The organism is Vibrio sp. V04_P4A5T148 (assembly GCF_963875605.1).
Lineage (GTDB): Bacteria > Pseudomonadota > Gammaproteobacteria > Enterobacterales > Vibrionaceae > Vibrio > Vibrio anguillarum.
The window spans coordinates 1-23,497 of record NZ_CAWNMS010000043.1; the positions used below are offsets into that span (position 1 = coordinate 1).

Here is a 23,497-nt window from a genome sequence, read left to right on the forward strand (position 1 = left end):
CATAATACCCTCGACACCAAAATTCTCGATTCCTGTACTTGAACTTCAAATCTCCAAATCGCTCATATAGCATCAGGCTACTTTTTCCTTTCAAATACCCCATAAATGATGAAACACTCATCTTCGGTGGTATTTCTAAAAGCATATGAATATGATCTACGCAGCACTCCGCTTCAATAATATTCACACTTTTCCATTCACATAGTTTTCTAAGTATCTCGCCTACTGCCCTTCGTTTCTCACCATAGAACACCTGCCTTCGGTACTTAGGTGCAAAAACTACATGATATTTACAATTCCATCGCGTGTGCGCTAAGCTCTTTTCGTCCCCCATTGGGACCCCCTTTCAATTCTTAATTAACTCTTGCAGTTGCCAGACCACAAGACGTTTTTATCAAATTGAAAGGGGTTATATAACTGACTTATAGCTGTAAGCTTTACGGAACCCCCAGCCTAGCTGGGGGTTTTCTCGATACAAAAAAATACCAGCCAAAGGGCTGGTATCTCACATCAAGGTAAATAACGCCTAATCACTCTTGGTCGTCTTCATCTTCTTCATCGTCGTATAGCGCATCTTCACCTTCGTAGTAAGTGCCCCATCCGTCGTAAATAATGTCATATTTTTCAGCAAGTTGAATAAGCTTCACTGCCTGTTCATCGATCGCTTCGGCCTTCAGTACCGATTGCATAGTCGCGTCACAGCACAATAGTTTATTGCCGTCTTCATCTTCTGTTTCTTCTGCTTCAAGCACTTCAAAGCCCATTTTAAAGGCTTCAACAACCGCTTTTTCTAGCGTGTCAAAATCTTCAGCAAATAGGTGGTGCTCTATCTCATATAACGCATCTGGATCACTGCCATCTTCGAGCAGGGCTTGAATGATGTCGCGAGTATCTTCTTTTTGAATTTCGATTAACTCTTCAACGGATACGTAGTCATCTTGCTGAGGTTGAGACATAAGGTGCTCCAGATTTGGCTAAATGTAGACTATACTCCATCAACTTGGCGTTGCAGATAGGCGGCAATTAAGTTCATCCCCATGAACATAGATAAACTATGTGACTGGGGTGAGCAAACGTAGCCAGCACCGCTGCAACTTCACGTCGGAAGGGTATAAATGAATTTCGACGAAATATGGCATGGTTCGCCTAAAATTGCCACCAACAACGTACCGCGATCTTTATCTTTCTAAAGGATCACTGCTCAATCAAGTACAGATCAAATAAAAAACACTTTAATTTAACAATTTATTTTCATTTTGCTAATTCAGTAGATTATCTGCCTGATGATTTGCTCTTTCACCGCATTAAACTGCCTGTTTATCAAACATTCATGCATAGCAAAAAAGGTCGCTTTGGTTAAACCTGCCCGCATTATGCACTTTTTATGTAAATAAGCGCATAGAAAATCACTTATTCTTCATGCTTAATTCACCCTCCTCTGAGCCAAAAACGCATAACAAAGCACTTTGTCGTTATTAGGCTTATTTGGCTGGTTTTGGAGTTATTTTTTAATAAGTGCACACTTTAAAGCATACACAACTATAAGTTCACAAAATAACAGCTAATATCACCACTAAGTAGACTTGCATCGTTCGCTTAAGCTTGTCATAAAGAACATGAGAAATAGAAGAGTAGGGATACAAAATGAATAAGCTGTACGTTGGATCTGAAGTTGGGCAACTGCGCCGAGTATTACTCAATCGGCCAGAGCGTGCCTTAACTCATCTCACACCGTCGAACTGTCATGAACTGTTATTTGATGATGTGCTTGCCGTAGAAGATGCAGGAAAAGAGCATGATGCCTTTGCCAACACATTGAAGGACCAAGATGTTGAAGTGCTGTTGTTGCATGATCTCTTAGTCGAAACCTTAGCCGTTGCCGATGCCAAAGCGTGGTTGCTCGATACGCAAATTTCTGATTTTCGCTATGGTCCCACTTTGGCGCTCGATCTGCGCTGCTATTTAGCTGACATGGATAACGAACACCTCGCCACTCTGCTACTCGGTGGTCTTGCTTATTCCGAACTGCCCATCCACTCCTCTTCGATGCTACCTAAAATGCATCGTCCGTTAGATTTTGTGATTGAACCGTTGCCTAATCATCTCTTTACCCGCGATACCTCTTGTTGGGTGTATGGCGGCGTATCACTTAATCCGATGATGAAACCAGCACGCCAACGTGAAACCAACCATTTACGCGCCATTTATCGTTGGCATCCTGTATTTGCAGGAGAGAATTTTATCAAGTATTTTGGTGATGAAGATCTACACTACGATAATGCCAATATTGAAGGGGGCGACGTACTGGTGATCGGTAAAGGTGCAGTGTTGATTGGTATTTCCGAACGCACGACGGTGCAAGGGGTAGAAAATTTTGCTGCGAGTTTATTTAAACATGGGCAGGCCAAAGAGGTGATTGCCGTTAACCTGCCTAAACACCGCTCCTGTATGCATTTAGATACGGTGATGACACATATGGATGTCGACACCTTTTCTGTTTACCCCGAAATTATGCGTCATGATTTAGAAACATGGCGTTTAACGCCGAAAGGCGATGGCGGGATGAACGTCGATTCAATGCCAAGTTATGTTAATGCGATTGAACGCGCGTTAGGTTTGGACAAACTCAAAATCATCACCACTGGTGGTGATAGCTATGAGGCTGAGCGTGAGCAATGGAATGACGCCAACAACGTGCTAACGGTTAAACCCGGAGTTGTGATTGGCTACGAGCGCAATGTCTACACTAACGAGAAATACGATAAGGCGGGCATCAAAGTATTAACCATCCCCGGCAATGAACTCGGCCGAGGCCGAGGCGGCGCGCGCTGCATGAGCTGCCCGATCGAGCGAGATGATATTTAACCTTTTCAATTCAACGCAGTGAATAAAAGAGATAAAAAAGCGGCGCATCAAAACGCCGCTTTTTATTTGCTTACACTGCGCGATACAAACCACGTCAGCTCTGAGCGAGTAACAACGTTATTCGGTGCCACCAACAGTGAGCGAATCTAGCTTAAGCGTAGGTTGCCCTACTCCAACAGGCACACTTTGTCCTGCTTTACCGCACACTCCAACGCCGCGATCAAGGCTCAAATCGTTACCCACCATCGAGACTTGTTGCATTGCCTCAATGCCAGAACCGATCAAGGTTGCACCTTTGATTGGATAAGTAATTTTTCCGTTTTCAATCATATAGGCTTCAGAGGCAGAGAACACAAATTTACCCGAGGTGATATCCACTTGTCCACCGCCAAAGTTGGGCGCATAAACGCCTTTCTTCACTGTTGAAATGATCTCTTCTGGCGTATGTTCACCCGGCAACATGTAAGTGTTGGTCATGCGCGGCATCGGTAAATGTGCGTACGATTCACGACGCCCATTACCCGTAGGGTTCACCCCCATCAAACGTGCGTTGAGTTTGTCTTGTATGTAGCCTTTCAACACGCCATTTTCAATTAAGGTGTTGTATTGACCATTGACACCTTCATCGTCGACATTGAGCGAGCCACGCAGATCTTTCAACGTGCCATCGTCAACAATCGTACAAAGCGTTGAGGTTACTTTCTGGCCAATTTTACCGGAGAAAACAGAAGATCCTTTGCGGTTAAAATCACCTTCTAAGCCATGCCCTACCGCTTCGTGAAGCAAGACGCCCGGCCAACCAGAACCAAGCACAACAGGCATCGCGCCAGCGGGAGCTGCGACAGCTTCAAGGTTGACTAAGGCTTGTCGGATAGCTTCATCGGCAAACTGAAACGCAACTTTACGGCCATCTTGTTCGGTGAGGAAAAAGTCATAACCAAAACGACCACCACCGCCAGAGCTGCCTCGCTCGCGGCGATCACCTTTTTGTGCTAACACGCTGATCGACAAACGGACCAACGGGCGGATATCGCCTGCGTAAGTCCCATCGGTTGCAGCAACTAACATCTGTTCATGCACACCACTTAAGCTCACCGAGACTTCTTGGATCAACGGCTCTTTGGTACGAATGTAAGCATCCAGCTCTTGCAGTAATTCTGTTTTTTGCTTTTTTTCCCAACTGGCTAGTGGGTTATCCGCCGCATAATAGGCTTGATTATCGCTACGTTTAAAGGCTTGAACACAACCACGTTTGCCTTGCTGCGCAATGCCTCGTGCGGCTATTGCACTCTGTTTCAAACCTTCTAATTGGATTTGATCTGAATAAGCAAAACCCGTTTTTTCACCTGTGATGGCACGCACACCAACACCGCAATCGATATTAAATGAGCCGTCTTTAATAATGCTGTCTTCGAGCACTAAAGATTCATGCCAGCTCGACTGAAAATAGATATCGGCATAATCAATTTGACGAGTGGCAATTGTCGCTAGTGTATCCGCAATATCTTGCTCGGTTAATCCTGCAGGTTTTAATAGTGCATCTTCAATGCGGTTAATACTCATAGTTTGCTCTTATTATCTATAAACTGATTGGTGAATCGGGTGTGTGCAGCAATGGGCATTTTTTGTCGAACTTGCTCAACGTAAGCCAAGTCAATATCGGCGACTAAATTCCCCACTTGCTGGTTTAAGCTTGCAATAACCTCACCCCACGGGCTGATGACCATCGAATGACCCCATGTCTCGCGCCCACATGGATGAAGCCCAGTTTGCCCAACCGCAACAATCCAACACTGATTCTCTATCGCTCGGGCTCTTAACAAGACTTCCCAATGTGCCTTTCCGGTCACCGCCGTAAAGGCCGCAGGAACCACTAATATCTGAGCACCCTGCACTCTTAATTGGGAATAGAGGTGCGGAAAGCGCACATCATAGCAGATGGAAAGGCCAATTTGACCAAATGGTGTCGACGCAACACTCAGCTTTGTGCCGCAGGTAAAAGTTTCCGATTCTCGATAGCGCTGGTGGCCGTCAGCGACATCTACATCAAACATGTGTAATTTGTCGTAGTGCGCGACAAGATCGCCATTGGCATCAAACAGCAAGGAGGTAGTCGTTACCCCAACCTCACGACGGATAGGCATGCTGCCCACCAACAGCCACACCCGATGAAAGCGAGCCATAGCAGCCAATTGGCTCTGCAAGGGCCCTTGCCCCAATGGCTCGGCATGTTGGTGGTACTGTTGTCGCGTGCCAAACACCAGTGCATTTTCCGGCGTGACAATCCACTTCGCACCTTGCGCCACAAGTAGTGACACTAGCTGTTCGATATAGGCCAAATTCTGCGCAGGTTCAGAGCTTGACGTCATTTGAATAAGTCCAACGCGATCCATGCCTACTTCCCTATTTTTCAGTCAATTTTCTCAACTTTTCTGGCAATTTAAACTCGCCCCTACTACGTGAAAGCTCTTTAACAACCGGTGAATTAATTGGTCCTTTAACCTCATAGTTGACTTGTGTAAAGACCTCAACCACAGGTGCAATCACGGTCGTAATAGCTAGGACATACAGCGCTGTTTGCGGTGTCACCGCAAAAGCCGTCAAGACGGGAATTCCTGATGTGATGTCTGGTACAAAATTCACCTCAGCATCAACAGTACGGCTATTGAGATCCGCTAAGCCTTTAATGGTCATTTCACCGGCAACAGCATCCATTTTGATGTTGTTGGTAACAAAAATCCCTTGCGAAATTTCACCACTGCCCGTAATTGAGTTAAAGGCCATTCCTTTATCAAACACGTCACTAAAATCGAGCTGCATTTTACGGATAATGGAATCTAAACTGAATAATCCGAGTAAACGAGCGGCACCGCTGACATCAGAAACGACACCTTTACCCATAGTCGTCTCTATCTTGCCTTCTAAGCTGTCGATCTTCATTGACCAAGGCGCGCCATCCCATTCGGTTTGACTCGACATTTCAAATGGCGCTCTTTGGATACCGGAGCTGATGCCAAAGCGCTCCATCAAATCGCTATTATTGTCACCTTTCATGGTGAGATTCAGTTGAGTATGGCTACGCTCATCACCTTGTGCGTCTTTATTCAACGTCCAAGCACCATTGATAGTCACTTGGTTTGAACCACTACTGATATCAATCTTCTTCCATTGCAAAGTATCACCTTGCCGTTGGAAGTCCATATTCATCTTGCCCACCTTGTAACCCTGCAACCAAAGATCATCAATGGCCAAAGTTAAGTTTGGCACCAATCGATGAAACTGTCGGTCAAAACCAGTAATAAGCGGCTCAGACTGGCGATCTTGATCAACCAACAGTGATTTTTTGGAGCTGTCCTCCAGCTCAGGAATGTAAACGTGCAAACGTTCAAGCGAGACGGACAAATCATAAGGTTCAATATAACTCGCTTGACCTTTTGCTTCTTGGCTCTCGAGCTGTGCGTACCAACCGAGATTTTTACGTCTGGCATTAAAATCAACATCGTGCCATTCAATTCCCGCTAGTAGAAGTGCTTTGACGTTGATGTCCACTCTCTCTGGTGGTGGGATCTCGGGAGTATTCATCTCCGCTAGAGCTGATTTTTTCTTCGGCTGAGGCTCGTTGGCCAAACTCAACCATTCATCCAAATTAAAGGTATCGCTGCGGATCTGCGCATGGTGGCCAACCACTGGACTGATTTTGAAATTGCCGCTCCCTACTATGAGATTGGTGGCCGTCAGGCGTGGTTTTTTCGATGTGATATCGATTTCAGCTTGGTATTTCGCTTGTGGTAATTGTAGACGAGCGGTGATCGACTCTTGGTTACCCGACGCTTGCAAGTGGGCTTTGCCTGCCACGTTGAAGGCTTTTTTTAGCGGGTAAGGGTAATCACTTTCTACCATTTTTAAATCGGCTAAGGTGTCGATTTGATAAGTGAAACCGACATCATTGAGCTGAATATCAACGCCCATTTGCCAAGGAGCATGCCCTTTTAAACGGTTTAGCCAACGCTCACCGACAAAAGGCGTCAGGGGTTTAATATCCCAGTCTCCCACCACATCAATATTCACCGCGTAACCTTGGCTGGCATTTTCACCTTTAAAATCAATCGCGATCGGTTGAGTCAGCAGATCAGCCGACAAACCGGCTGCCGTCACAACGTCATTATCAAATTCAATTTTGCCAGAGACACCCTCAAGCACCATTGGCGGTGCATCAATTTCCACGTGGTTATTATTTAAATTCGCCCAACCCCATGCTCGGGGTTCCTGTTCACTATCAAAAGGAATACGAAGCTGAAATTCAGATTGCACTTCGCCACTGACTTGGATCGCCGTTAACGCCGCTCCCACCGAATCCACTAAAGGCGTTGAGGTCATATAGTCGCGTACGGCATTGCCTTGGGCTGTTGCACTGGCTTCGATTTCGATGTGTCCACCTTCGGCTAGCTCAGGTATTCGCCCTGTGATCCGCTGGGCAGTGACATCCATTAAGGTCGCAGAGTGTGAATCAAGGTACATCGCATCGTTTTCAAACAGCAGATCGAGTTGCAAATTGGTGATCGGCGGCCACGCCGTATCAAAACTAAATTTCGCCTCTTTTAAACCAACCCAAGCTTGGAATACACCATTGTTTTGTTGGTAGGGAAAATCGCCAAGTTCACCATACCAAAGCAGTTTAGCAGTGTTGGCTTTACCGCCTTGAATCGCAGTAGAGAGATAGTCTGTTAACTTGCGCCCCAATGCTAAGGTGGGCAAATAACGCCAAGTTTCACCTGCATTGTATAAGTCCGCTTCCGCATAAAATGAAAGTAAAGGGCTGCGTTTTTCAGGAAAATCGAGACGAAATGATCCAAGCACTTGTAAGTCAGGCGTCGCCGCAGTCACTTTACTGGCCCACAATGACCAGCCATCGTCTTGCTTTTGCCACACAACATCGGCTTCACCTTGACGAATATTCAATGGTGCTTGGAAAACATCACCATAAGGTAACACGTCATCAATCAGCGTTACTTTGGCGCGGGCACTCTCCATGCTACCTGCAATGGAGGCTTTGAGATGGTGTACTTGTGGCAATAACTGCCATTGCGCCATGGCGCCATCACTGAGTTCGGCAGAATAACGAAGCGATTGCAGGCTATCTCCTTTGCTGAGCCGAATATCTTCTAGGGTGCCCCCAAAATCCAATTGCTGCAAAAGCTCGTTCGTTTTGCTGGAATCGGGCATCATTTTCACAAAGGGAAGCAAAGTTTTTATGTCTAACTGCGACAAGTTCAAACGCCATTGCGTCGGTTGCCATTCAAACGCGACATCAAGTTTAGGCCACACTTCGTCATCCGTGCGCAACTGAAGTGAGTAAGCGTTAACTTGCCATCCTTGTTCAATAGGTAACAGTTTGATGATTCCCGACTCTAACAACAGTTCATGCTGACGCTCTTCACCCCAAACCAGTTCAGAGGGCTTAAGTTCGACATAGCTATCTTTGGGTTGGTTATGTTCTAAGGTCAGCCATGCATTAAAACTCACCTGTCCTTTCTTAATGCCGGTTTCGTCTTTGAGATAACGAGTCAACCACGGGTTTATTTTGATATTGTCAGCGCTAACATAGAAGCGACCTGAAATATCGCGTAGTGAACCATGATCTTCAAAGTTAGCACTCACTAACAGAGAGTTAATACTGGTATCAGCGATGCTCACCACGCCTTCAGCTTTATGTTGCTGAGCGTTATTTTTCCACCGAAGACGTTCAATATCTAACTGGCGAATCTCCCCCGCGACAGATTGATAGAAAACCGTCGAGTCGAGTAGCGCAAAATCATCCAATTGCCGCAACAGTAGGTTGTCTAAACGTTGAATGACATTGCCTTGTGTGCGGCTCTGTTGGTTATCTTCAGCCTGTAGATCAAGCCAGTTTACCGAGCGAATATCCAATTTGAGTTGATGAATACTGAGATCCGCGACCACAGGTTGCATTTGCAGTATTGACTGAATGAGGTCAAATTCAACATCGATTTGCTGCGCAGAAAAGTGAATTTGCGATCCATCAGGTAGCTTTGCTTTTAGCCCCTTAAGTGCAATTGACGGGTGAGTATTACGCCAAAAACCAGTGACCTCACTTAATTCAAATTCAAAACCTGAATTTTGGTTGATCAACGTTTGTATTTCGCCTTGGAAACGATTCATTTGTGGCAAAAACACACGCAAGGTGGTGACAGTAACAGCCAGCACCACTAGTACGCTAACGATAAACCACAATACTATTCGCCAAAGGCGCGTAAAAGTTGAGATCACAAAAGCCCTACTACATCATCACAACGTCAAATTGTTCTTGAATATAAAGTGGCTCCGCTTGGATACGCACTTCTTTTCCAATAAACACTTCCAACTCAGCAAGAGCATGAGACTCATCACCTTGCAAGGTTTCTGCCACCGCAGGGGATGCGTAAACCACAAATTTATCCGCATCGTAAGCACGGTTGACACGCGTGATTTCACGTAAGATTTCGAAACAGACGGTTTCAACGGTTTTCACACTGCCGCGGCCTTCACAGGTTGGACAACTTGAACATAACACGTGTTCAATACTTTCACGGGTGCGCTTACGCGTCATCTCCACCAAGCCTAACTGCGTAAAACCATTAATATTCGTTTTGACGCGATCTTTAACCAGGGCGGCATCTAAGGAGTTGAGCACTCGCTTACGGTGCTCTTCAGACATCATATCGATAAAATCAATAATGATGATGCCCCCTAAGTTGCGCAAACGTAACTGACGGGCAATGGCTTGGGTCGCTTCAACATTGGTATTAAAAATGGTTTCTTCGAGGTTACGACGGCCAACAAATGCGCCAGTATTGATATCAATCGTGGTCATGGCTTCGGTTTGGTCGATGATAAGGTATCCACCAGACTTGAGCTCCACTTTACGCTCAAGAGAACGCTGAACCTCGTTTTCGGTGTCGTACATATCAAAAATAGGCTTGTCACCTTCATACAGTTCAAGCTTATCGGTTAACTCAGGCACAAACTCTGAGGTGAACTCTTTGAGGTTCTCAAATTCAAGGCGCGAATCGACTAAGATCCGCGTCAAATCGGTGCCGACAAAATCTCGTAAAATACGCTGAGCTAAACCCAATTCGCCATACAGTGTCGAGCGTGTTTTGTATTTAACTCGACGCTCCAACACTTTCAGCCATAGCCGTTTAAGAAAGGCGGCATCTTGTGAAAGCTCTTTCTCATCAGCCCCTTCAGCGGCGGTACGAATAATGAACCCACCGTGCTCATCACAATAATGAGCCACGACTTTTTTGAGACGATCACGCTCTGATTCACTTTCAATGCGTTGTGAGACACCAACATGACTTGCGCCGGGCATAAAAACGAGATAGCGCGAAGGTAGGGTAATATCTGTCGTTAAACGGGCGCCTTTAGTGCCTAATGGATCTTTGACCACTTGCACCACGATATCTTGGCCTTGACGAACTAGCTCTGAAATATCACGAACTTGAAACTGCTGTTTTTCGTTCTCAGCCACACATTCAGTATGAGGAACAATGTCAGAAGCGTGAAGAAAAGCGGCCTTGTCTAAACCAATATCGACAAAGGCGGCCTGCATTCCGGGAAGAACTCGGCTGACTTTTCCTTTGTAAATATTGCCCACAATGCCGCGTTTCGCTTCTCGCTCAATGTGGACCTCTTGAAGAATTCCGCCTTCAATCATCGCCACTCGAGTTTCACTCGGGGTGACGTTTAGTAGCAACTCTGCACTCATGAGTACACCTCAATGTTTTTAATTATATAAATTCGTGCAAGAGCTGGTCAGTTTCGAATAATGGTAATCCTACAACAGCGTAATAGCTGCCTTCGATCTTCGTTACAAATCGTCCACCCAATCCTTGAATGCCATAACTGCCAGCCTTATCGCAAGGTTCACCCGATTGCCAATATTGTTCTATTTCTTCATCTGACAAAGGTTTAAACCATACATCCGTCGTTACCACGACGGATTTAGAATGATCATGTGTTGCTACGGTTACGGCTGTCATCACTTGATGTTTTGTACCAGATAAGCTGCGTAACATCTGTTGTGCTTGAGCAAAATCAGCAGGTTTTTCAAGTACTGTTTCACCTTGCACGACTATGGTATCAGACCCAATAACTATCGAAGCAGGGTTGGATAAAGCAACACCAGCCAGTGCCTTATCACGTGATAAACGTTCAACATACGCTGCTGGGGCTTCATGCTCATTACGGCACTCTTCAACGTTGGGCACCACAATATCAAACTGATAACCCAGTTGAGTCAGTAACTCTCGTCTTCTTGGCGAGCCAGAAGCTAATACAATTTTTTTATTCATCATCTAAGGTGCCAGTGGCGTCGCACACGACGAAGCAGTAGGAACATCCAAGGCCATAATATGCAATTGATCATACCAACCCATAGCGAGAGCGGGTTAAATGTCACATCTTGAATTAAATATTCGCCGCAGAAGATCAGCACTTCAAGCAACATAGATAACACGCCAATGATTACGGCTTGTTGCCATAACGCCATATTACGCAGCACTAAGAAGTTAATCGCCACTAAGTAGACAACAATGGCCATCATCATGCCACGAATGCCCAATGTTGAACCAAGCAGCAGATCCCATAACAAACCAAGGATCAAAGCCGACCCTACGTTGACTCGATGCGGCAACGCTAAAACCCAATAGCATGTCACCAGCAGTAACCACGATGGGCGCAGTAGATCCAGCTCACCCGGCCAAGGGATAGTTTGTAAAACCAGAGCAAAGAGAAATGATGCACCAATCACCAATTTACTTTTCACGACACTACTGGCCATCGGTTGCTTCCTCTAACATTTTCTCTGGCGTAACTTGCAATACTTTCTGCTGCCTATCTTCGTTAGGCCAGATCAACAGCAAATAGCGTAGACGATCAAAATCCACCACGGGATCGGCGGTGATCGACGCAAATTCACGCTGGGTATCTTTGTCGACCACCGAAACGTGTGCGACAGGATAACCTTCAGGATATACGCCCCCTAAACCTGATGTGACGAGCAAATCGCCCACTTCAATATCGGTGCTGGTGGGAATGTGTTCCAATTGAATACGATCCACCTGGCCATTCCCTGAAGCAATCACTCGAATATCATTACGAATAATTTGCACTGGAATCGCACTATTGGTGTCAGTCAGCAACAACACCCGGCTGTTATGCGCCGCCACAAAAGTCACTTGGCCAACAATACCTTTGTCGTTGATAACGGGTTGCCCTTCGTAAACGCCATCCGTTCGCCCTTTATCAATCACAACTTGATGACGATAAGGTGAGGTATCGACCGCCATCACCTCAGTGACAACCTTCTTTTCATCACGAACAAAAGAAGATCCAAGCAATTTACGTAACCGTTGGTTCTCTTCGCGGTATTGATCAAACAAGATCAAATCACTTTTCAAGGTGATCGCTTCTCGTTTTAAACGTTGATTCGATTCAATCAGTTTTTGATGAGTGGCGAATCGCTCATACAGATCATCAAACATGCTGCGCGGTAAATCCGCCATGTATTGAATGGGAGCCACTAAGCTATTAAGAAAAAAACGAACGTTGGAAAAAGCACCTAAACGACTATCAGCCAGCATAAGACTGGCTGATAAAATCACGGCAAAAAAGAGACGTAGCTGAAGAGATGGTCCTCGACCAAATATTGGCTTCATTCTATAAAAATCCTAGATGTCATGATGGGAGCTTTACGGCTCCCAAAGCCATTATTCTTCGCTAAATAGGTCGCCACCGTGCATATCGATCATTTCCAACGCTTTACCGCCACCAAGGGCAACACAGGTTAGAGGATTATCGGCAACCACGACTGGTATTCCCGTTTCTTCGGTCAAGAGGCGGTCGATATCTTTGAGCAGCGCTCCACCACCGGTTAATACCATACCATTTTCTGAGATATCAGAAGCAAGCTCTGGCGGACACTGTTCAAGCGCAACCATCACCGCAGAAACAATACCGGAAAGCGGTTCTTGCAGTGCTTCTAAGATTTCATTGGAGTTAAGAGTAAAGCTACGAGGAACCCCTTCAGCAAGGTTACGACCACGAACTTCAATCTCCATCACTTCATCGCCGGGGTAAGCCGAGCCAATTTCATGTTTGATTTTCTCTGCGGTCGCTTCACCGATTAAGCTGCCGTAGTTACGACGCACATAATTGATGATCGCTTCATCAAAACGATCACCGCCGATACGCACAGAGGAAGAGTAAACCACACCGTTCAAGGAAATAACGGCAACTTCAGTCGTACCACCACCGATATCGACCACCATTGAACCCGTTGGTTCAGAAACACGCAGACCAGCACCGATGGCCGCCGCCATAGGCTCATCAATCAAATACACTTCACGCGCGCCAGCACCGAGTGCTGATTCACGAATCGCACGGCGTTCAACTTGGGTGGAGCCACAAGGCACACACACAAGAACGCGAGGGCTCGGTTTGAGTACACTGTTGTCATGCACCTGCTTGATGAAGTGTTGCAACATTTTTTCGGTCACGTAGAAATCCGCAATCACGCCGTCTTTCATAGGACGAATTGCAGAAATATTCCCCGGCGTACGACCAAGCATCTGCTTAGCGGCATGACCGACAGCAGCAACGCTTTTTCCACCACGACCTTTATCTTGGCGAATAGCAACAACGGAAGGCTCGTCGAGGACAATACCTTGTCCTTTAACGTATATAAGAGTATTGGCGGTACCTAAATCGATCGATAGATCGTTGGAAAACATGCCACGCAGTTTTTTGAACATATTCTTCGCTCGTCCTGCAAGAATTAGAAGATAGAAAATTGCACTAAATGTACCAATGCCTTGCGATCACAGCAAGGCGTTGACGCATAAACATGGACTGAAACACGCAATTTCTAACAGATTCCTAACTTAGGTAGAAAAATCTCCATGAATTTGTGTGAATTATCCGGTTAATTTTTTTCACGCCACCAGATTACCCGGTCGCTGCCTCGGTACAATCCAAACTGTACTCGGCCTGAGATACTGTCTTCAAAGCTATCATTAGAATCAGCATCAACACGTAACCAAGGTAACAAAGTTGAAAGATTGTAGCTGTTCACGACAACACCAGTATTCGCCGAACCTGGCGGAGTATAATCCACACTGCTCTCTCCAGAACTTAAATCACCAGCCAATGTCACTTTTACTTCTGGCGGTATCGGTGTGCCATTTTTCAGCACAGTAAAATCAGAGGAATTGAAAACAAAATCATCAATTGTGGGGAGACTGGTACAACTGTCAGCTTTATTTAAAACAAAGCTATTTGAGGTGAAGTATTCACTGGTAATCGCTTGACTTAAGCCACTCGTTTCTGGGCCATAAGTGTCGTGGATCACCAGTTTTCCCCAGCGCTGATTCTGACTCTCTGAAGATGGAAAATCATAGCCAATACACCCCGAACCAGCGCTGGTTTGATAACACACACCGTCTAAATCTTTCGTATCATCAATTGAGAGGTGTAAAATCACTCCCTCAGCGATAGGCTCTACCGGAACGTAAGGCTTGTCATAGCGAATTTGAGCATTTTCAAGCCGAGCAATAAAGTTACTTGCATCAATCACCACACTTCCCGACCAAGCAAATCCCTCTTGCGGATTTAATAATCCCGGTGTTTCAGTATCAGTAATATTAAAACCTGAACTTTGCGCTGAAAAATTTCGATAGAGCCAAGGATTACTGTATCGCCACCAGCTACCAATCTTATAATTCTCCGTCTCACCTTCGCCATTAGTACCCAATTCATCGTAAAATCGCCCTGCTACCGCAACTTCAGGTAACCGATCAAATTTCATTGCCTGCCCCAAATAAGTGAAAGTGCTACATGCTTGAGAAAAACTAGGAGTATTACCCTCTATATGTAAATAATAAGGAGTAAAACGGCCGATAGACCCCGTTGAGGCGACCGAGATCGGCAAATTAGCCGCAGTTAAATCTAAGCCAAGATAGGATGTGGGCGGGACTAATAAAAAATCAAACACACCAACTTCAGTCACACTCTGTTGAACGGTTGTAACCTCTCCCAGCTCATGATCGTAATTCAGTGTACCAATAGAACCAGCAGAACCACTAGCTGGCTCTCTCAGTACATGATCCAGAGTTATTGATTGCTGTTGGTAATTAGTTAAACCCAAATTATTGGTAAAATCATTATCTTCATTGGGCTCAGCCGCAACTGCTTTAATATTGAGATCAAAAACCTCTCCAGCTCTGGCAAATACAGTACAACTGGTATCCGCACTTAAGCATTGCCCATCAGGTGGAGTGGCGTCAAATCGCTTATCCGTTCTTAACACCAACGCACGAGGAACTCGTATAAAAGTCGTTTGACCTGTTAGTTGCAAATCCTGCTCATCACCACTCCCCGTTAAACGAGCATTCAAAGCAAGGCTACCAGCCTCACGATAGGATACGTTAATGCTCGCCTCACCATTTTGGTTGAAATTGAGCACCACTGGCATCGCAGTATTGGATGACTGCCCTACCGTCACACTATTCACACCAACCGATAAAGCGCTAAAACCTTGTCCCCCATTAGGGCTCAAGTAATCACTCCAAAAGGAAACGGGTTTCTGTACATTTTGAAAACTAGGCAAACACAGTTGTGAAGCGTTATCTTTTCGTACCGCTTTAATGGTCCCAGTTACCGATTGATTGGCATAGGAATTAGGTACATCCAAAATGAAGCCACTGTCAGCAAAGTTCATCGTGCAGTTACTGGCCAAAAAGGGGCCGGCATTCCCATTGTGGCTGCATAAAGTGTTATTGAAAGACATAGCCGTGGGAACGGAACCAGAAACATCAACGGTGACATTACCTGCGCTATTACGCCTAAGTTGGGTGTTACCAACCCCATTGCTAAATGAGATAGTTGAACCATTCACCCAACCGCCCGTTGCACTAGGTAGAGAGTTAGGGACTAAATAAGCAATAACCGGATCGGTAAATAAGTTATTGCAATTTTCATCGGCACACGCCGTCACAGACACGTCAGAGGCAGCACAAGTTAAACCTTGTGCTGGCAAAGAGATGCGAAAGTGATTAATTTGCTCACCAACTGGACGAGAATTGAGCGCACAGACTTCGAAATTATCAATTTCATGGTTATTAGTCGAAGAGCCTGTAGAACCTGTGATGGACATAAACAGATCCGTAGGAACATTTTGTTGCGCCGCAAATGACATCACATTAACTGGCCCAATTAAAGTTTTCCAACTGTCAGTGCCAACTTTACGGCTTACGGTCACCAGCGACGTTGAAGCTTGAGTTGAGTCAATAACAATTCGGTAGCGGTGCTGAGGATTACCATTGGTATTGTCTACCCTCGGATTTAGGCAATCTCCATTGGTATTGGTTGTGCCGTTATTACACGTGCCTGCTAAATAGTTATAACCGCTATAGCCGGAACCAGAACCTCTTAATACAACAGCTTGCCGCCTGCGGCCTGGGCCATTCCCGCCACCTTCAATCGAATAATTACCATATTCATCCAATCCAATGCCTAACCAGCCGCCCGCAAATCCGGGTTTTTGCTCATTGACTTTATAACCAAAACCTAAAGGACCACCAAATGCTCCAACTTGAGGAGTGACAGAGGCATCAGAAAAAACAATCGCCACCCCATCAGCACCATTACCGCCATAGGCAAAATAGTCAAATTCAACCTCTACACGGTTCCCTGCCGCAGGGAAAATGCGTTGGAATGTTGAAGCGGTGGCTTGGTTTTGCACCGCTTGTGTTAATCGCATGCGATTATTGGTGATTGAAGGCGTAAAGTTACCACTGCTACTGAATACTCGCCACTGCTCATCCAATGGCTGACTTTGGAAATCATCGCTAAAACATTGCAGCCCTGAACTTTGGCACAGATGGCGTTCGTTATACAGATTGACAATCTGACTATCAGTGAGAGCTTTATTATAAATAGCCACCTCATCAAGCCTTCCGGAGAAAGTTCTGTTGTCGGAATTGTAATCTCGACCAATCTCCAAATTCACTGTATTGGTTTTGAGTGGTTGGTTATCGCTGTTTGTCGCCGCAACCACACCATTAATATAGATTTTTTGTCTCTCATTACTACTTGCTGAGCGGTTATAGCGAATGGTGATATGAGTCCAAGTATTTAGCGGAATAACATTGGATGTGGTTAGTGTACTGGCACCGCCAGAACTTCTCTCCCAATACCAAAAAACTCGCCCTTGGCTATCAAGGTGGAATTCGTAGTTAGTATCTTTCGCCACTATGGTATGCAAGCCACCATTCGCCGGGCGACTGACGGGGTACACCCACGCAGATATCGTTAGCTGGTCCGAGAAGGATAACTGGCTATCATGAGCCACTTGTACATATTGGTTTTGGTTGGCAACAAACTCGCCATAACCACAAGTACCGTAATTATTAATATTGGCGGGTAGCGCCGGTGATTGAGAGCTGGTAAGCGCTCCATTCATTGCGCGGCCGTTAAGAGAAGAGCCAAACGCATTCTTGACTTCATTGAAAGCCCCACTCCATTGCACTTCATCAAAATGATAGCGCGCTACAGGAGAGGGATCACAAGCATTCAATGGATTAGATATGGGGGAACATGTACCAGTAATTGAACTATTGTTGACATTAACTTGGCCACCAGCATTATTAATTGCCGCATTAAAATCACCATAAGCCGTTGAGTCATTTAAGGTGATATCGTTAGAGGTAGTACTAATACTGACCTGAGAATCAGGCCTTCCTAGCTGGCTATTGTTTGCCGTGAAATGACTTGCCCCTGATACAGAACCGGAAGTCATATCCACCGAATTAAACGTCACAGAGTTATTAGAGGTCATCGTAATATTGCCGCTATACGCACTTCCTGTAATGACAATGCCTGATTGCGCCGTAATATTACCAACCACGTTTGCTCCAGTAATAACAACCGTTCGATCATTACTGGTTAAATTACCCTGCACGCTACCACCGTTGATAGTGACGTTTCCTCCCGTCGTGACATTACCAATTAAATTGGTGTTATTGAAAGTTACGTTGCTGCTGTTGGCTGAAACATCCCCATAAATCGTATTTTGAGAGCCTTGGCTGGCTATCGCTCCGTAGTTCGCTTGCAGACTTATCCTATTTGATGCGTTACCCACTTGGTTATTAATCAAATAAAAACCGTCATTGGCGATCAGTGTTGAGTCAACATCGGCGACAATCACATCACCATCATTTAACGTCACTTGACCACTACCGCTACAGGTATAAGTGTTGTCAGATTTTTGCCACGAGGTATTACAAGGAGGATATTGATTATTGGATAAATTATATTGTTGGGCACAAACCCCACCGCTCATGAGCAGTAAGCTAATCAGCCATTTATAGTGGATCACTTTTTCACCCCTACTTCAATAACTCGCTGCAACATCCAATCGCCAGACTGACAGCGCCCGGTTGACGTGAGTTGATGGACAGTACGGCCATCATCCATTGTACCCACCAAATTACATTTAACCTGTGCGCTACATTGCGCTAATCCTTCACCTTCAAACGTGAGTGATTGTACAGAATGAGTATGGCAACTCCCGCTAGGTGGCGTTTGATAAAAACGACTTAGTTCAACGTTGATCGCCGATCGCGCCGCCATTTCAGCCCTTGTCCCTAACACCATCGAAACCAATTGCTGGCTATTGCGCTGTTGATTACGGTTCGCGACCGATGCAACAAAGCCGACCACCACAATGATAAAGATGACCAATACTAAGCCGCTGCCTTGCTGTTTACGGCGTGTTGTAGATAAGCGCATCATGGTCAAACTTTACCTCCTCGCCGCGGTCGGAAAATGTCAGTTCAATTTTCACTAAGCCGTTGCGTTGTAGCTCTGGCTGCGTGACGTGAAAGTTGGCTTGGCTAATGTTTTCAGCCATCAATACTGGAGTACCAAGCTGTGCAGGGCTGAGCGCACTGCGATTAAGCGTGTAATCCGCGTAACGATAAATACGACTGTTCTGATAACAAAAAGCCACTGGCGTGCGATAAAAATAGACTCGCTTAGCTGGCGATTGAATTACAAACCCAGTCGGTTGTGTCAAGGTAACATCGACCATGCTTGTGTTGTTGGGTGGCGTAAAATCCACATCCGCATTCACTTGGGCTGTTTGCCCGCTGGCACTTGGCGTTTGGCGTAGCGAAGCGGCGTTGGTTGGGAACACGACCAGACGATCGCCATTAAGTACCTTTTTGTCGATCGGCAATAAACGCACCGCAGCCGAAGGCGATTGAACGCTTGGCAGCTCGCTGTAGATCGCGCTGTCAGTAATCGGTAAAAACTCAATGCAACCATTTTCCACCAACACGCTGTTTGGCACCGCTTCACGCAGTTCTCGGCTCAACCGTTCAGTAACAAAGCGCCCTTGTTGGATCAAAGCTTCGCGAGCGGTGGTATCAACATAAATACCCATACTTTGGCGGATCACAGAGCCTAAAAATAGCCCGACCACCGACAACAGAATAATCGCAATCACCATTTCAATCAGGGTAAAACCACGCATCAGAAATTGCCCTTAATCGCCGCAAACGGGTAGCGGTTGCCCTTCGGGTCAATGATCACCACAGAAACCCGTTTATAGTGAGTCAGTTGGTTAGCATTCACTCCGCTGAGTTGCCCACCACTATCTTGCTCATAAAATACTTGAATCTCAACGTTATAACGTTGGTAATCAGCACTGATATCAATGCCTAATACGTCTTTAACCGATCCCGTTAGGCCATGGAAATCATCCACATCATTGTACAAAGTATTATTGGTTTCACTAGATTCGGGACCAAGTTGCGCAATGGACGTACACATTGTTCGTCCTGATGTTGTCACTAATACACACTCAGGCAATCCGCCATTGGGGCCGGATTTTTCGTCAAAGGCTCGGCCCATTACTTCATCCATTACCGCGCGGCCTAACTCGGCGGCTTTTACTGCTAGCACCTGTTCAGCGCTTTGTTGCGAGCGAGGATAAAGCGCGGCCGTGATGCCTGTCATGGCTATTGCCGTTACCGTGATAACGATGATCATCTCAATGAGAGTAAACCCGCGCGGCGCGTTAACACGCATAAATGTACCCCTCGCTATTGATGCACACTTGGCGAGATTCACCCGATTGCAGATTATTTAAGGTAACGGTGCAGTTTGCCGTTAAGCACTGCGCGGCGCGACCTAAACTATCAAAATCTAAAAAATAGCTGCCATCGTTATTGGTTAACGTCAGGGTGATATCGTTCGCCGCAGCATCGACAAAACTGCTGTCTGCCAGCGTACTTGGTAGTGAAGTGGTGCAAGCACCAGCAGAAACGGAAGGAGATACTTGCTGTGCTTGATTATTGCTGACCAACCAGCGATTACAGAGGCCGGTGCGCTGCATGGCGCGGTTTTGGGTTAAACGCAGTGAGGCTAACACTTCGCTTTGTGTAGTCACGCTTGAAAAGCCAGACGTTCCAGAATAACGACTGGCGGCATAAGCAGATAGAATACCGAGCAAGAGAATAATGACGATCAGCTCGATTAAGGTAAAGCCCAATGTTCGACCAATGGATTGGCGCATCGCTGCCTCACGGAGTTGGAATCTTACGGAAAACGAAATTCCATTATAAATAACACTAATAAAGACAAGTGACTTAAACGGTCACCTGTCTTATCTACTCATAAACCGCATATTCTCTATTACTTAGCAACCAGAGAATACTTGGGTACTCGGAGCCGCTGATGAAGTCGCTTCTGTGTAGATTACATTGCAGGCAGCGCTAGTTGTTCCCCATTTAGTGTTACCTTTGAATGAATAATGTATTGATAGAGGATCAGTTGCGGGAGTTGGCAAGTGAGCCTCCCAGTCTGACTCAAGGCCAATAACTGCTTTACCAATACCTGCCGAAGTAGCAGCAGGATAACCATAAACCAAACTAATACCATCAACCTCTTCTCCTGACGGTTCAGTTTCCTTACCTGTCAATGCTGCTTTACCATAAACAATACCCGCAGCACCATCAATAGCGCCCTTCAATCCTTGCAAGGACGCTTTACGAGCATCTCCCTGAAAATTCAAAAAACGTGGCGCAGCGGTGACGGCGAGAATGCCGAGAATGACAATCACAACCACAAGTTCGATTAGGGTGAAACCGTTTTGTCTTTTCATAGTTACTTTCTCTCTATGTTTTAATCAATGCGCAGACTTACTGCAAAGTGACGGTCACACGACCAGTTTTTATCTCATACACAAACTGGTGCGCGGTTCCACCCTCTTTTTGCACATAAGTACAAGTGGCTTGACCGTCATCGGCTTGTGCTGAATATTTTACATTAGCGTTATTGGCTGCATTAGCGACTGTGTCAACTTTTGGTGGGTTTTGCAGCAAATTATCCATTAAATCAATACATGACTGATCCGTAATAGCCGCTGGATAACTGGTATTATCGGTATTGAGCGCCAATGGATAACCGTCCCTAAAACCTGTTGCGGCCCCGCTGCTATCTGTAGAGCGAGTCAGCCAGAAATTGACACCATCATAGTTGACGGTGTTTTGTTTTTCCGAGCCCAAAGTCACAGAGGTTCTTGCCTGAGCTTCCCACTGAGCACGCGCCGATAGAACACCAGTAGCAAAACCACCGGCAACCCCTTCGATGCTGGCTTTTTTCGCTTCATCGGTGACATCTAAAAAGCGGGGTAGCGCTGCAACGGCCAATAAGCCGACAACCACAATCACTACGACTAATTCAACTAAGGAAAAGCCCGTTTGTTTGTTATCCATGCTCTACCTATCTCTTTGTTATTACCGTGTATTATACGCACTTGTTCTCGCATCGCTACGGGGCGAGTGCCCATTTCACTGTTTATGTCGAAAACTCATGCTGAAAAATCGACGCTTACTGTAAACTTATCCCTTAAAAGTTCAATGGTTATCACCTGTTTTTGGCTGTAAACATAGCGACATTGATACTGATTTGCTTGATGTGCCGATTCAATTGAAATCACTTTGCTTTCAAGCAGTTGTTCATCTGGGTATAGCAGGCTTAACCAATAACGACAATCTATACTTGATTCATTCTCAGCCAATGGTAATACCCAGCCCGTTGCGCTCATATTGAGTAATCGACCATTCGCGATTAAAGTTGAGGGCCGCCCCTTTAATAACCAATCTTGCTTATAAAAATTGGCACTTTCTACGATTTTACTGCTCGCCATCGCTAATGCGGTTTGATTGGCTTCTTTTTCTATCGACTGCCATGCTGATAGCAAAGCCATCAAAAGAACAAAGACAATCAACCCCCAAATTACGAACTGAGAACGCTCTATCGCCGTTTTCATCTGACAACCTTTATCCTTTGATCGCGTCGAGCATTCCCCACATTGGCAAAAAGATGCCAAGTGCCAGCACCAACACCATAGCGGCGACAATCACCAATAAAATCGGCTCTATGCGCGCGGTGAGGGTTTTGAGATCGTAATCCACCTCTCTATCATAGAAGTCCGCGACTTCAAGTAGCAACTCATCAATGCGCCCTGTCTCTTCACCCACCGAAATCATCTGAATAACTAATGGCGTAAAAATATTGGCGTTTACCGCGGTGGTGGATACGCTTGTTCCCGCTTCAATGGCAGCTTTCATTTCTAACAGGCGAGATTCTAGAAATTTGTTATCCAACGCTTCGGCAGATAATGCTATCGATTGGTTTAACGGCACCCCCGCTTTCAACATCAAGGCAAAAGTTCGAGAAAAACGCGCCAATTGCGCTCGGTTCACTATGCCGCCGACAATAGGCATTCTTAAGCGAAACTTATCCCACTTTTGACGCCCTGCGGCTGTGCTCAACCAAGCTCTGAAAGCAAATAAACACCCAAGCAATACGCCTATCATCATCGGCCAGTAGTTGACAAAGAAATCTGACATACCAATTAAAATGCGAGTTGGCAGCGGTAAATCAACCCCGAAACGGCTAAACATGCTAGTAAATTGTGGGATCACTTTAACGTTGAGAATGAACATCGCGACCAAAATAAAGCTGATGACAAAACTCGGATAACGCATCGCCGTTTTAATCCGTTTACGAGTTTCGACTTCTTGCTCGTAGTAATGAGACAATTGCAGCAAGGCTTCATCAAGCCGCCCTGTGTTCTCACCGACGTGGATCATCGACACAAACAACGGGCTAAAGACTTTCGGGTACATCTGCATTGAGCTCGATAAACTGCGCCCGTTGGTTAGCTCATTACTAACCGCTTCCAATGCTTCTTTAAGCTGTTTATTAGCACAATTTTGGATAAGTCCTTTCATCGAGCGCAGCAGCGGCACACCCGCCTTGGTCAAGCTGTAAAGCTGACGACAGAAGATCACCAACACCTCAAGTGGCACACTTGGGGTAAACAGCGATTTCCAATCAATCGAAAAATCAGCCCCTTGGTCTGACGAAATTAAGGTCGGAATCACGCCTTTGTTAAATAGCGCTTCCGCCGCGAGCTCTTCCGTCGGCGCATCAACATGCCCCGAGGTTTTGCTACCATCTAAATTTCGACCCTGATAACGATACGTTGGCATGAGTAACC

At 45.8% G+C, this 23,497-nt stretch carries 20 protein-coding genes; 1 reads left to right on the forward strand and 19 read right to left on the reverse strand.

All coding sequences use genetic code 11. The annotated features are described in order from the left end of the window. Together tnpA and rraB are read right to left on the reverse strand one after the other, a co-directional pair. On the reverse strand, positions 1-334 hold a 334-nt coding region (gene tnpA, locus AACT18_RS09120; protein WP_094146653.1), incomplete at its 3' end, for an IS200/IS605 family transposase. A gap of 196 nt (positions 335-530) precedes the next feature. Beyond that, positions 531-956 carry a ribonuclease E inhibitor RraB gene (gene rraB / locus AACT18_RS09125; protein ID WP_094143629.1) on the reverse strand — a complete coding sequence of 142 codons (426 nt, stop codon included), beginning with the start codon at positions 954-956 and terminating at the stop codon, positions 531-533. Positions 957-1,644: 688 nt separating this feature from the next. Here rraB and arcA point away from each other — a divergent pair. Further along, positions 1,645-2,865, forward strand: coding sequence for an arginine deiminase (gene arcA / locus AACT18_RS09130; protein WP_094143627.1), 1,221 nt, complete (start codon positions 1,645-1,647; stop codon positions 2,863-2,865). 117 nt (positions 2,866-2,982) lie between these two features. On the opposite strand, the gene tldD is transcribed toward arcA, so the two are convergent. The 17 genes from tldD to AACT18_RS09215 form a co-directional block, all read right to left on the reverse strand. Continuing rightward, positions 2,983-4,428, reverse strand: a complete 1,446-nt coding sequence (gene tldD / locus AACT18_RS09135) for a metalloprotease TldD (RefSeq protein WP_094125131.1) — start codon at positions 4,426-4,428, stop codon at positions 2,983-2,985. Beyond that, positions 4,425-5,258: a carbon-nitrogen hydrolase family protein gene (locus tag AACT18_RS09140; protein WP_094125130.1), complete on the reverse strand. Its 834-nt coding sequence runs from the start codon at positions 5,256-5,258 to the stop codon at positions 4,425-4,427. Before AACT18_RS09140 ends, tldD begins: the two co-directional genes overlap by 4 nt. A 10-nt stretch (positions 5,259-5,268) precedes the next feature. Further along, the gene (locus AACT18_RS09145) at positions 5,269-9,153 is read right to left on the reverse strand and encodes a YhdP family protein (RefSeq protein ID WP_094125129.1); all 3,885 of its coding nucleotides are present in this window, start codon (positions 9,151-9,153) and stop codon (positions 5,269-5,271) included. 10 nt (positions 9,154-9,163) lie between these two features. After that, on the reverse strand, positions 9,164-10,633 hold the full coding sequence (gene rng, locus AACT18_RS09150; RefSeq protein WP_094125128.1) for a ribonuclease G: 1,470 nt from the start codon (positions 10,631-10,633) through the stop codon (positions 9,164-9,166). Between the two features lie 22 nt (positions 10,634-10,655). Further along, positions 10,656-11,222, reverse strand: coding sequence for a Maf family protein (locus AACT18_RS09155; RefSeq protein WP_094125127.1), 567 nt, complete (start codon positions 11,220-11,222; stop codon positions 10,656-10,658). After that, complete coding sequence (gene mreD / locus AACT18_RS09160) at positions 11,219-11,707, reverse strand: rod shape-determining protein MreD (protein ID WP_013857872.1); 489 nt, start codon at positions 11,705-11,707, stop codon at positions 11,219-11,221. Before mreD ends, AACT18_RS09155 begins: the two co-directional genes overlap by 4 nt. Next, positions 11,697-12,584: a rod shape-determining protein MreC gene (mreC, locus tag AACT18_RS09165; RefSeq protein WP_013857873.1), complete on the reverse strand. Its 888-nt coding sequence runs from the start codon at positions 12,582-12,584 to the stop codon at positions 11,697-11,699. The genes mreD and mreC overlap by 11 nt, the downstream gene beginning before the upstream one ends. A 51-nt stretch (positions 12,585-12,635) precedes the next feature. Beyond that, the gene (locus AACT18_RS09170) at positions 12,636-13,679 is read right to left on the reverse strand and encodes a rod shape-determining protein (RefSeq protein WP_013857874.1); all 1,044 of its coding nucleotides are present in this window, start codon (positions 13,677-13,679) and stop codon (positions 12,636-12,638) included. Between the two features lie 170 nt (positions 13,680-13,849). Then, entirely contained in the window at positions 13,850-18,301 is a 4,452-nt protein-coding gene (locus tag AACT18_RS09175) for a DUF6701 domain-containing protein (protein WP_094125126.1), read from the reverse strand. Next, positions 18,298-18,717: an MSHA biogenesis protein MshP gene (locus AACT18_RS09180; protein WP_094125125.1), complete on the reverse strand. Its 420-nt coding sequence runs from the start codon at positions 18,715-18,717 to the stop codon at positions 18,298-18,300. Before AACT18_RS09180 ends, AACT18_RS09175 begins: the two co-directional genes overlap by 4 nt. Then, complete coding sequence (locus AACT18_RS09185) at positions 18,689-19,459, reverse strand: PilW family protein (protein WP_094125124.1); 771 nt, start codon at positions 19,457-19,459, stop codon at positions 18,689-18,691. Before AACT18_RS09185 ends, AACT18_RS09180 begins: the two co-directional genes overlap by 29 nt. After that, positions 19,459-20,016 (reverse strand): type IV pilus modification PilV family protein, encoded by a 558-nt coding sequence (locus AACT18_RS09190; RefSeq protein WP_176428312.1) that lies wholly within the window; start codon positions 20,014-20,016, stop codon positions 19,459-19,461. The genes AACT18_RS09185 and AACT18_RS09190 overlap by 1 nt, the downstream gene beginning before the upstream one ends. Further along, on the reverse strand, positions 20,006-20,503 hold the full coding sequence (locus AACT18_RS09195) for a prepilin-type N-terminal cleavage/methylation domain-containing protein (protein ID WP_094125122.1): 498 nt from the start codon (positions 20,501-20,503) through the stop codon (positions 20,006-20,008). Before AACT18_RS09195 ends, AACT18_RS09190 begins: the two co-directional genes overlap by 11 nt. A 123-nt stretch (positions 20,504-20,626) precedes the next feature. Beyond that, entirely contained in the window at positions 20,627-21,091 is a 465-nt protein-coding gene (locus tag AACT18_RS09200; RefSeq protein ID WP_094125121.1) for a type II secretion system protein, read from the reverse strand. A gap of 37 nt (positions 21,092-21,128) precedes the next feature. Then, positions 21,129-21,704 (reverse strand): prepilin-type N-terminal cleavage/methylation domain-containing protein, encoded by a 576-nt coding sequence (locus AACT18_RS09205; protein WP_013857881.1) that lies wholly within the window; start codon positions 21,702-21,704, stop codon positions 21,129-21,131. A gap of 95 nt (positions 21,705-21,799) precedes the next feature. After that, positions 21,800-22,261, reverse strand: coding sequence for a hypothetical protein (locus tag AACT18_RS09210; RefSeq protein WP_017050659.1), 462 nt, complete (start codon positions 22,259-22,261; stop codon positions 21,800-21,802). A gap of 10 nt (positions 22,262-22,271) precedes the next feature. Further along, entirely contained in the window at positions 22,272-23,489 is a 1,218-nt protein-coding gene (locus tag AACT18_RS09215; RefSeq protein ID WP_013857883.1) for a type II secretion system F family protein, read from the reverse strand. Between the last annotated feature and the right edge of the window lie 8 nt (positions 23,490-23,497).

What these genes read in the sequence shown, in the direction of transcription:
- AACT18_RS09200 (WP_094125121.1), bottom strand. Translation starts at nt 21,091, where the DNA reads ATGAAAAGACAAAACGGTTTCACCCTAATCGAACTTGTGGTTGTGATT.
- AACT18_RS09190 (WP_176428312.1), bottom strand. Translation starts at nt 20,016, where the DNA reads ATGCGTGTTAACGCGCCGCGCGGGTTTACTCTCATTGAGATGATCATC.
- AACT18_RS09170 (WP_013857874.1), bottom strand. Translation starts at nt 13,679, where the DNA reads ATGTTCAAAAAACTGCGTGGCATGTTTTCCAACGATCTATCGATCGAT.
- rng (WP_094125128.1), bottom strand. Translation starts at nt 10,633, where the DNA reads ATGAGTGCAGAGTTGCTACTAAACGTCACCCCGAGTGAAACTCGAGTG.
- AACT18_RS09185 (WP_094125124.1), bottom strand. Translation starts at nt 19,459, where the DNA reads ATGCGTGGTTTTACCCTGATTGAAATGGTGATTGCGATTATTCTGTTG.
- AACT18_RS09215 (WP_013857883.1), bottom strand. Translation starts at nt 23,489, where the DNA reads ATGCCAACGTATCGTTATCAGGGTCGAAATTTAGATGGTAGCAAAACC.
- AACT18_RS09180 (WP_094125125.1), bottom strand. Translation starts at nt 18,717, where the DNA reads ATGATGCGCTTATCTACAACACGCCGTAAACAGCAAGGCAGCGGCTTA.
- AACT18_RS09155 (WP_094125127.1), bottom strand. Translation starts at nt 11,222, where the DNA reads ATGATGAATAAAAAAATTGTATTAGCTTCTGGCTCGCCAAGAAGACGA.
- mreC (WP_013857873.1), bottom strand. Translation starts at nt 12,584, where the DNA reads ATGAAGCCAATATTTGGTCGAGGACCATCTCTTCAGCTACGTCTCTTT.
- tldD (WP_094125131.1), bottom strand. Translation starts at nt 4,428, where the DNA reads ATGAGTATTAACCGCATTGAAGATGCACTATTAAAACCTGCAGGATTA.
- arcA (WP_094143627.1), top strand. Translation starts at nt 1,645, where the DNA reads ATGAATAAGCTGTACGTTGGATCTGAAGTTGGGCAACTGCGCCGAGTA.
- AACT18_RS09210 (WP_017050659.1), bottom strand. Translation starts at nt 22,261, where the DNA reads ATGAAAACGGCGATAGAGCGTTCTCAGTTCGTAATTTGGGGGTTGATT.
- AACT18_RS09140 (WP_094125130.1), bottom strand. Translation starts at nt 5,258, where the DNA reads ATGGATCGCGTTGGACTTATTCAAATGACGTCAAGCTCTGAACCTGCG.
- AACT18_RS09205 (WP_013857881.1), bottom strand. Translation starts at nt 21,704, where the DNA reads ATGGATAACAAACAAACGGGCTTTTCCTTAGTTGAATTAGTCGTAGTG.
- mreD (WP_013857872.1), bottom strand. Translation starts at nt 11,707, where the DNA reads ATGGCCAGTAGTGTCGTGAAAAGTAAATTGGTGATTGGTGCATCATTT.
- rraB (WP_094143629.1), bottom strand. Translation starts at nt 956, where the DNA reads ATGTCTCAACCTCAGCAAGATGACTACGTATCCGTTGAAGAGTTAATC.
- AACT18_RS09195 (WP_094125122.1), bottom strand. Translation starts at nt 20,503, where the DNA reads ATGCGCCAATCCATTGGTCGAACATTGGGCTTTACCTTAATCGAGCTG.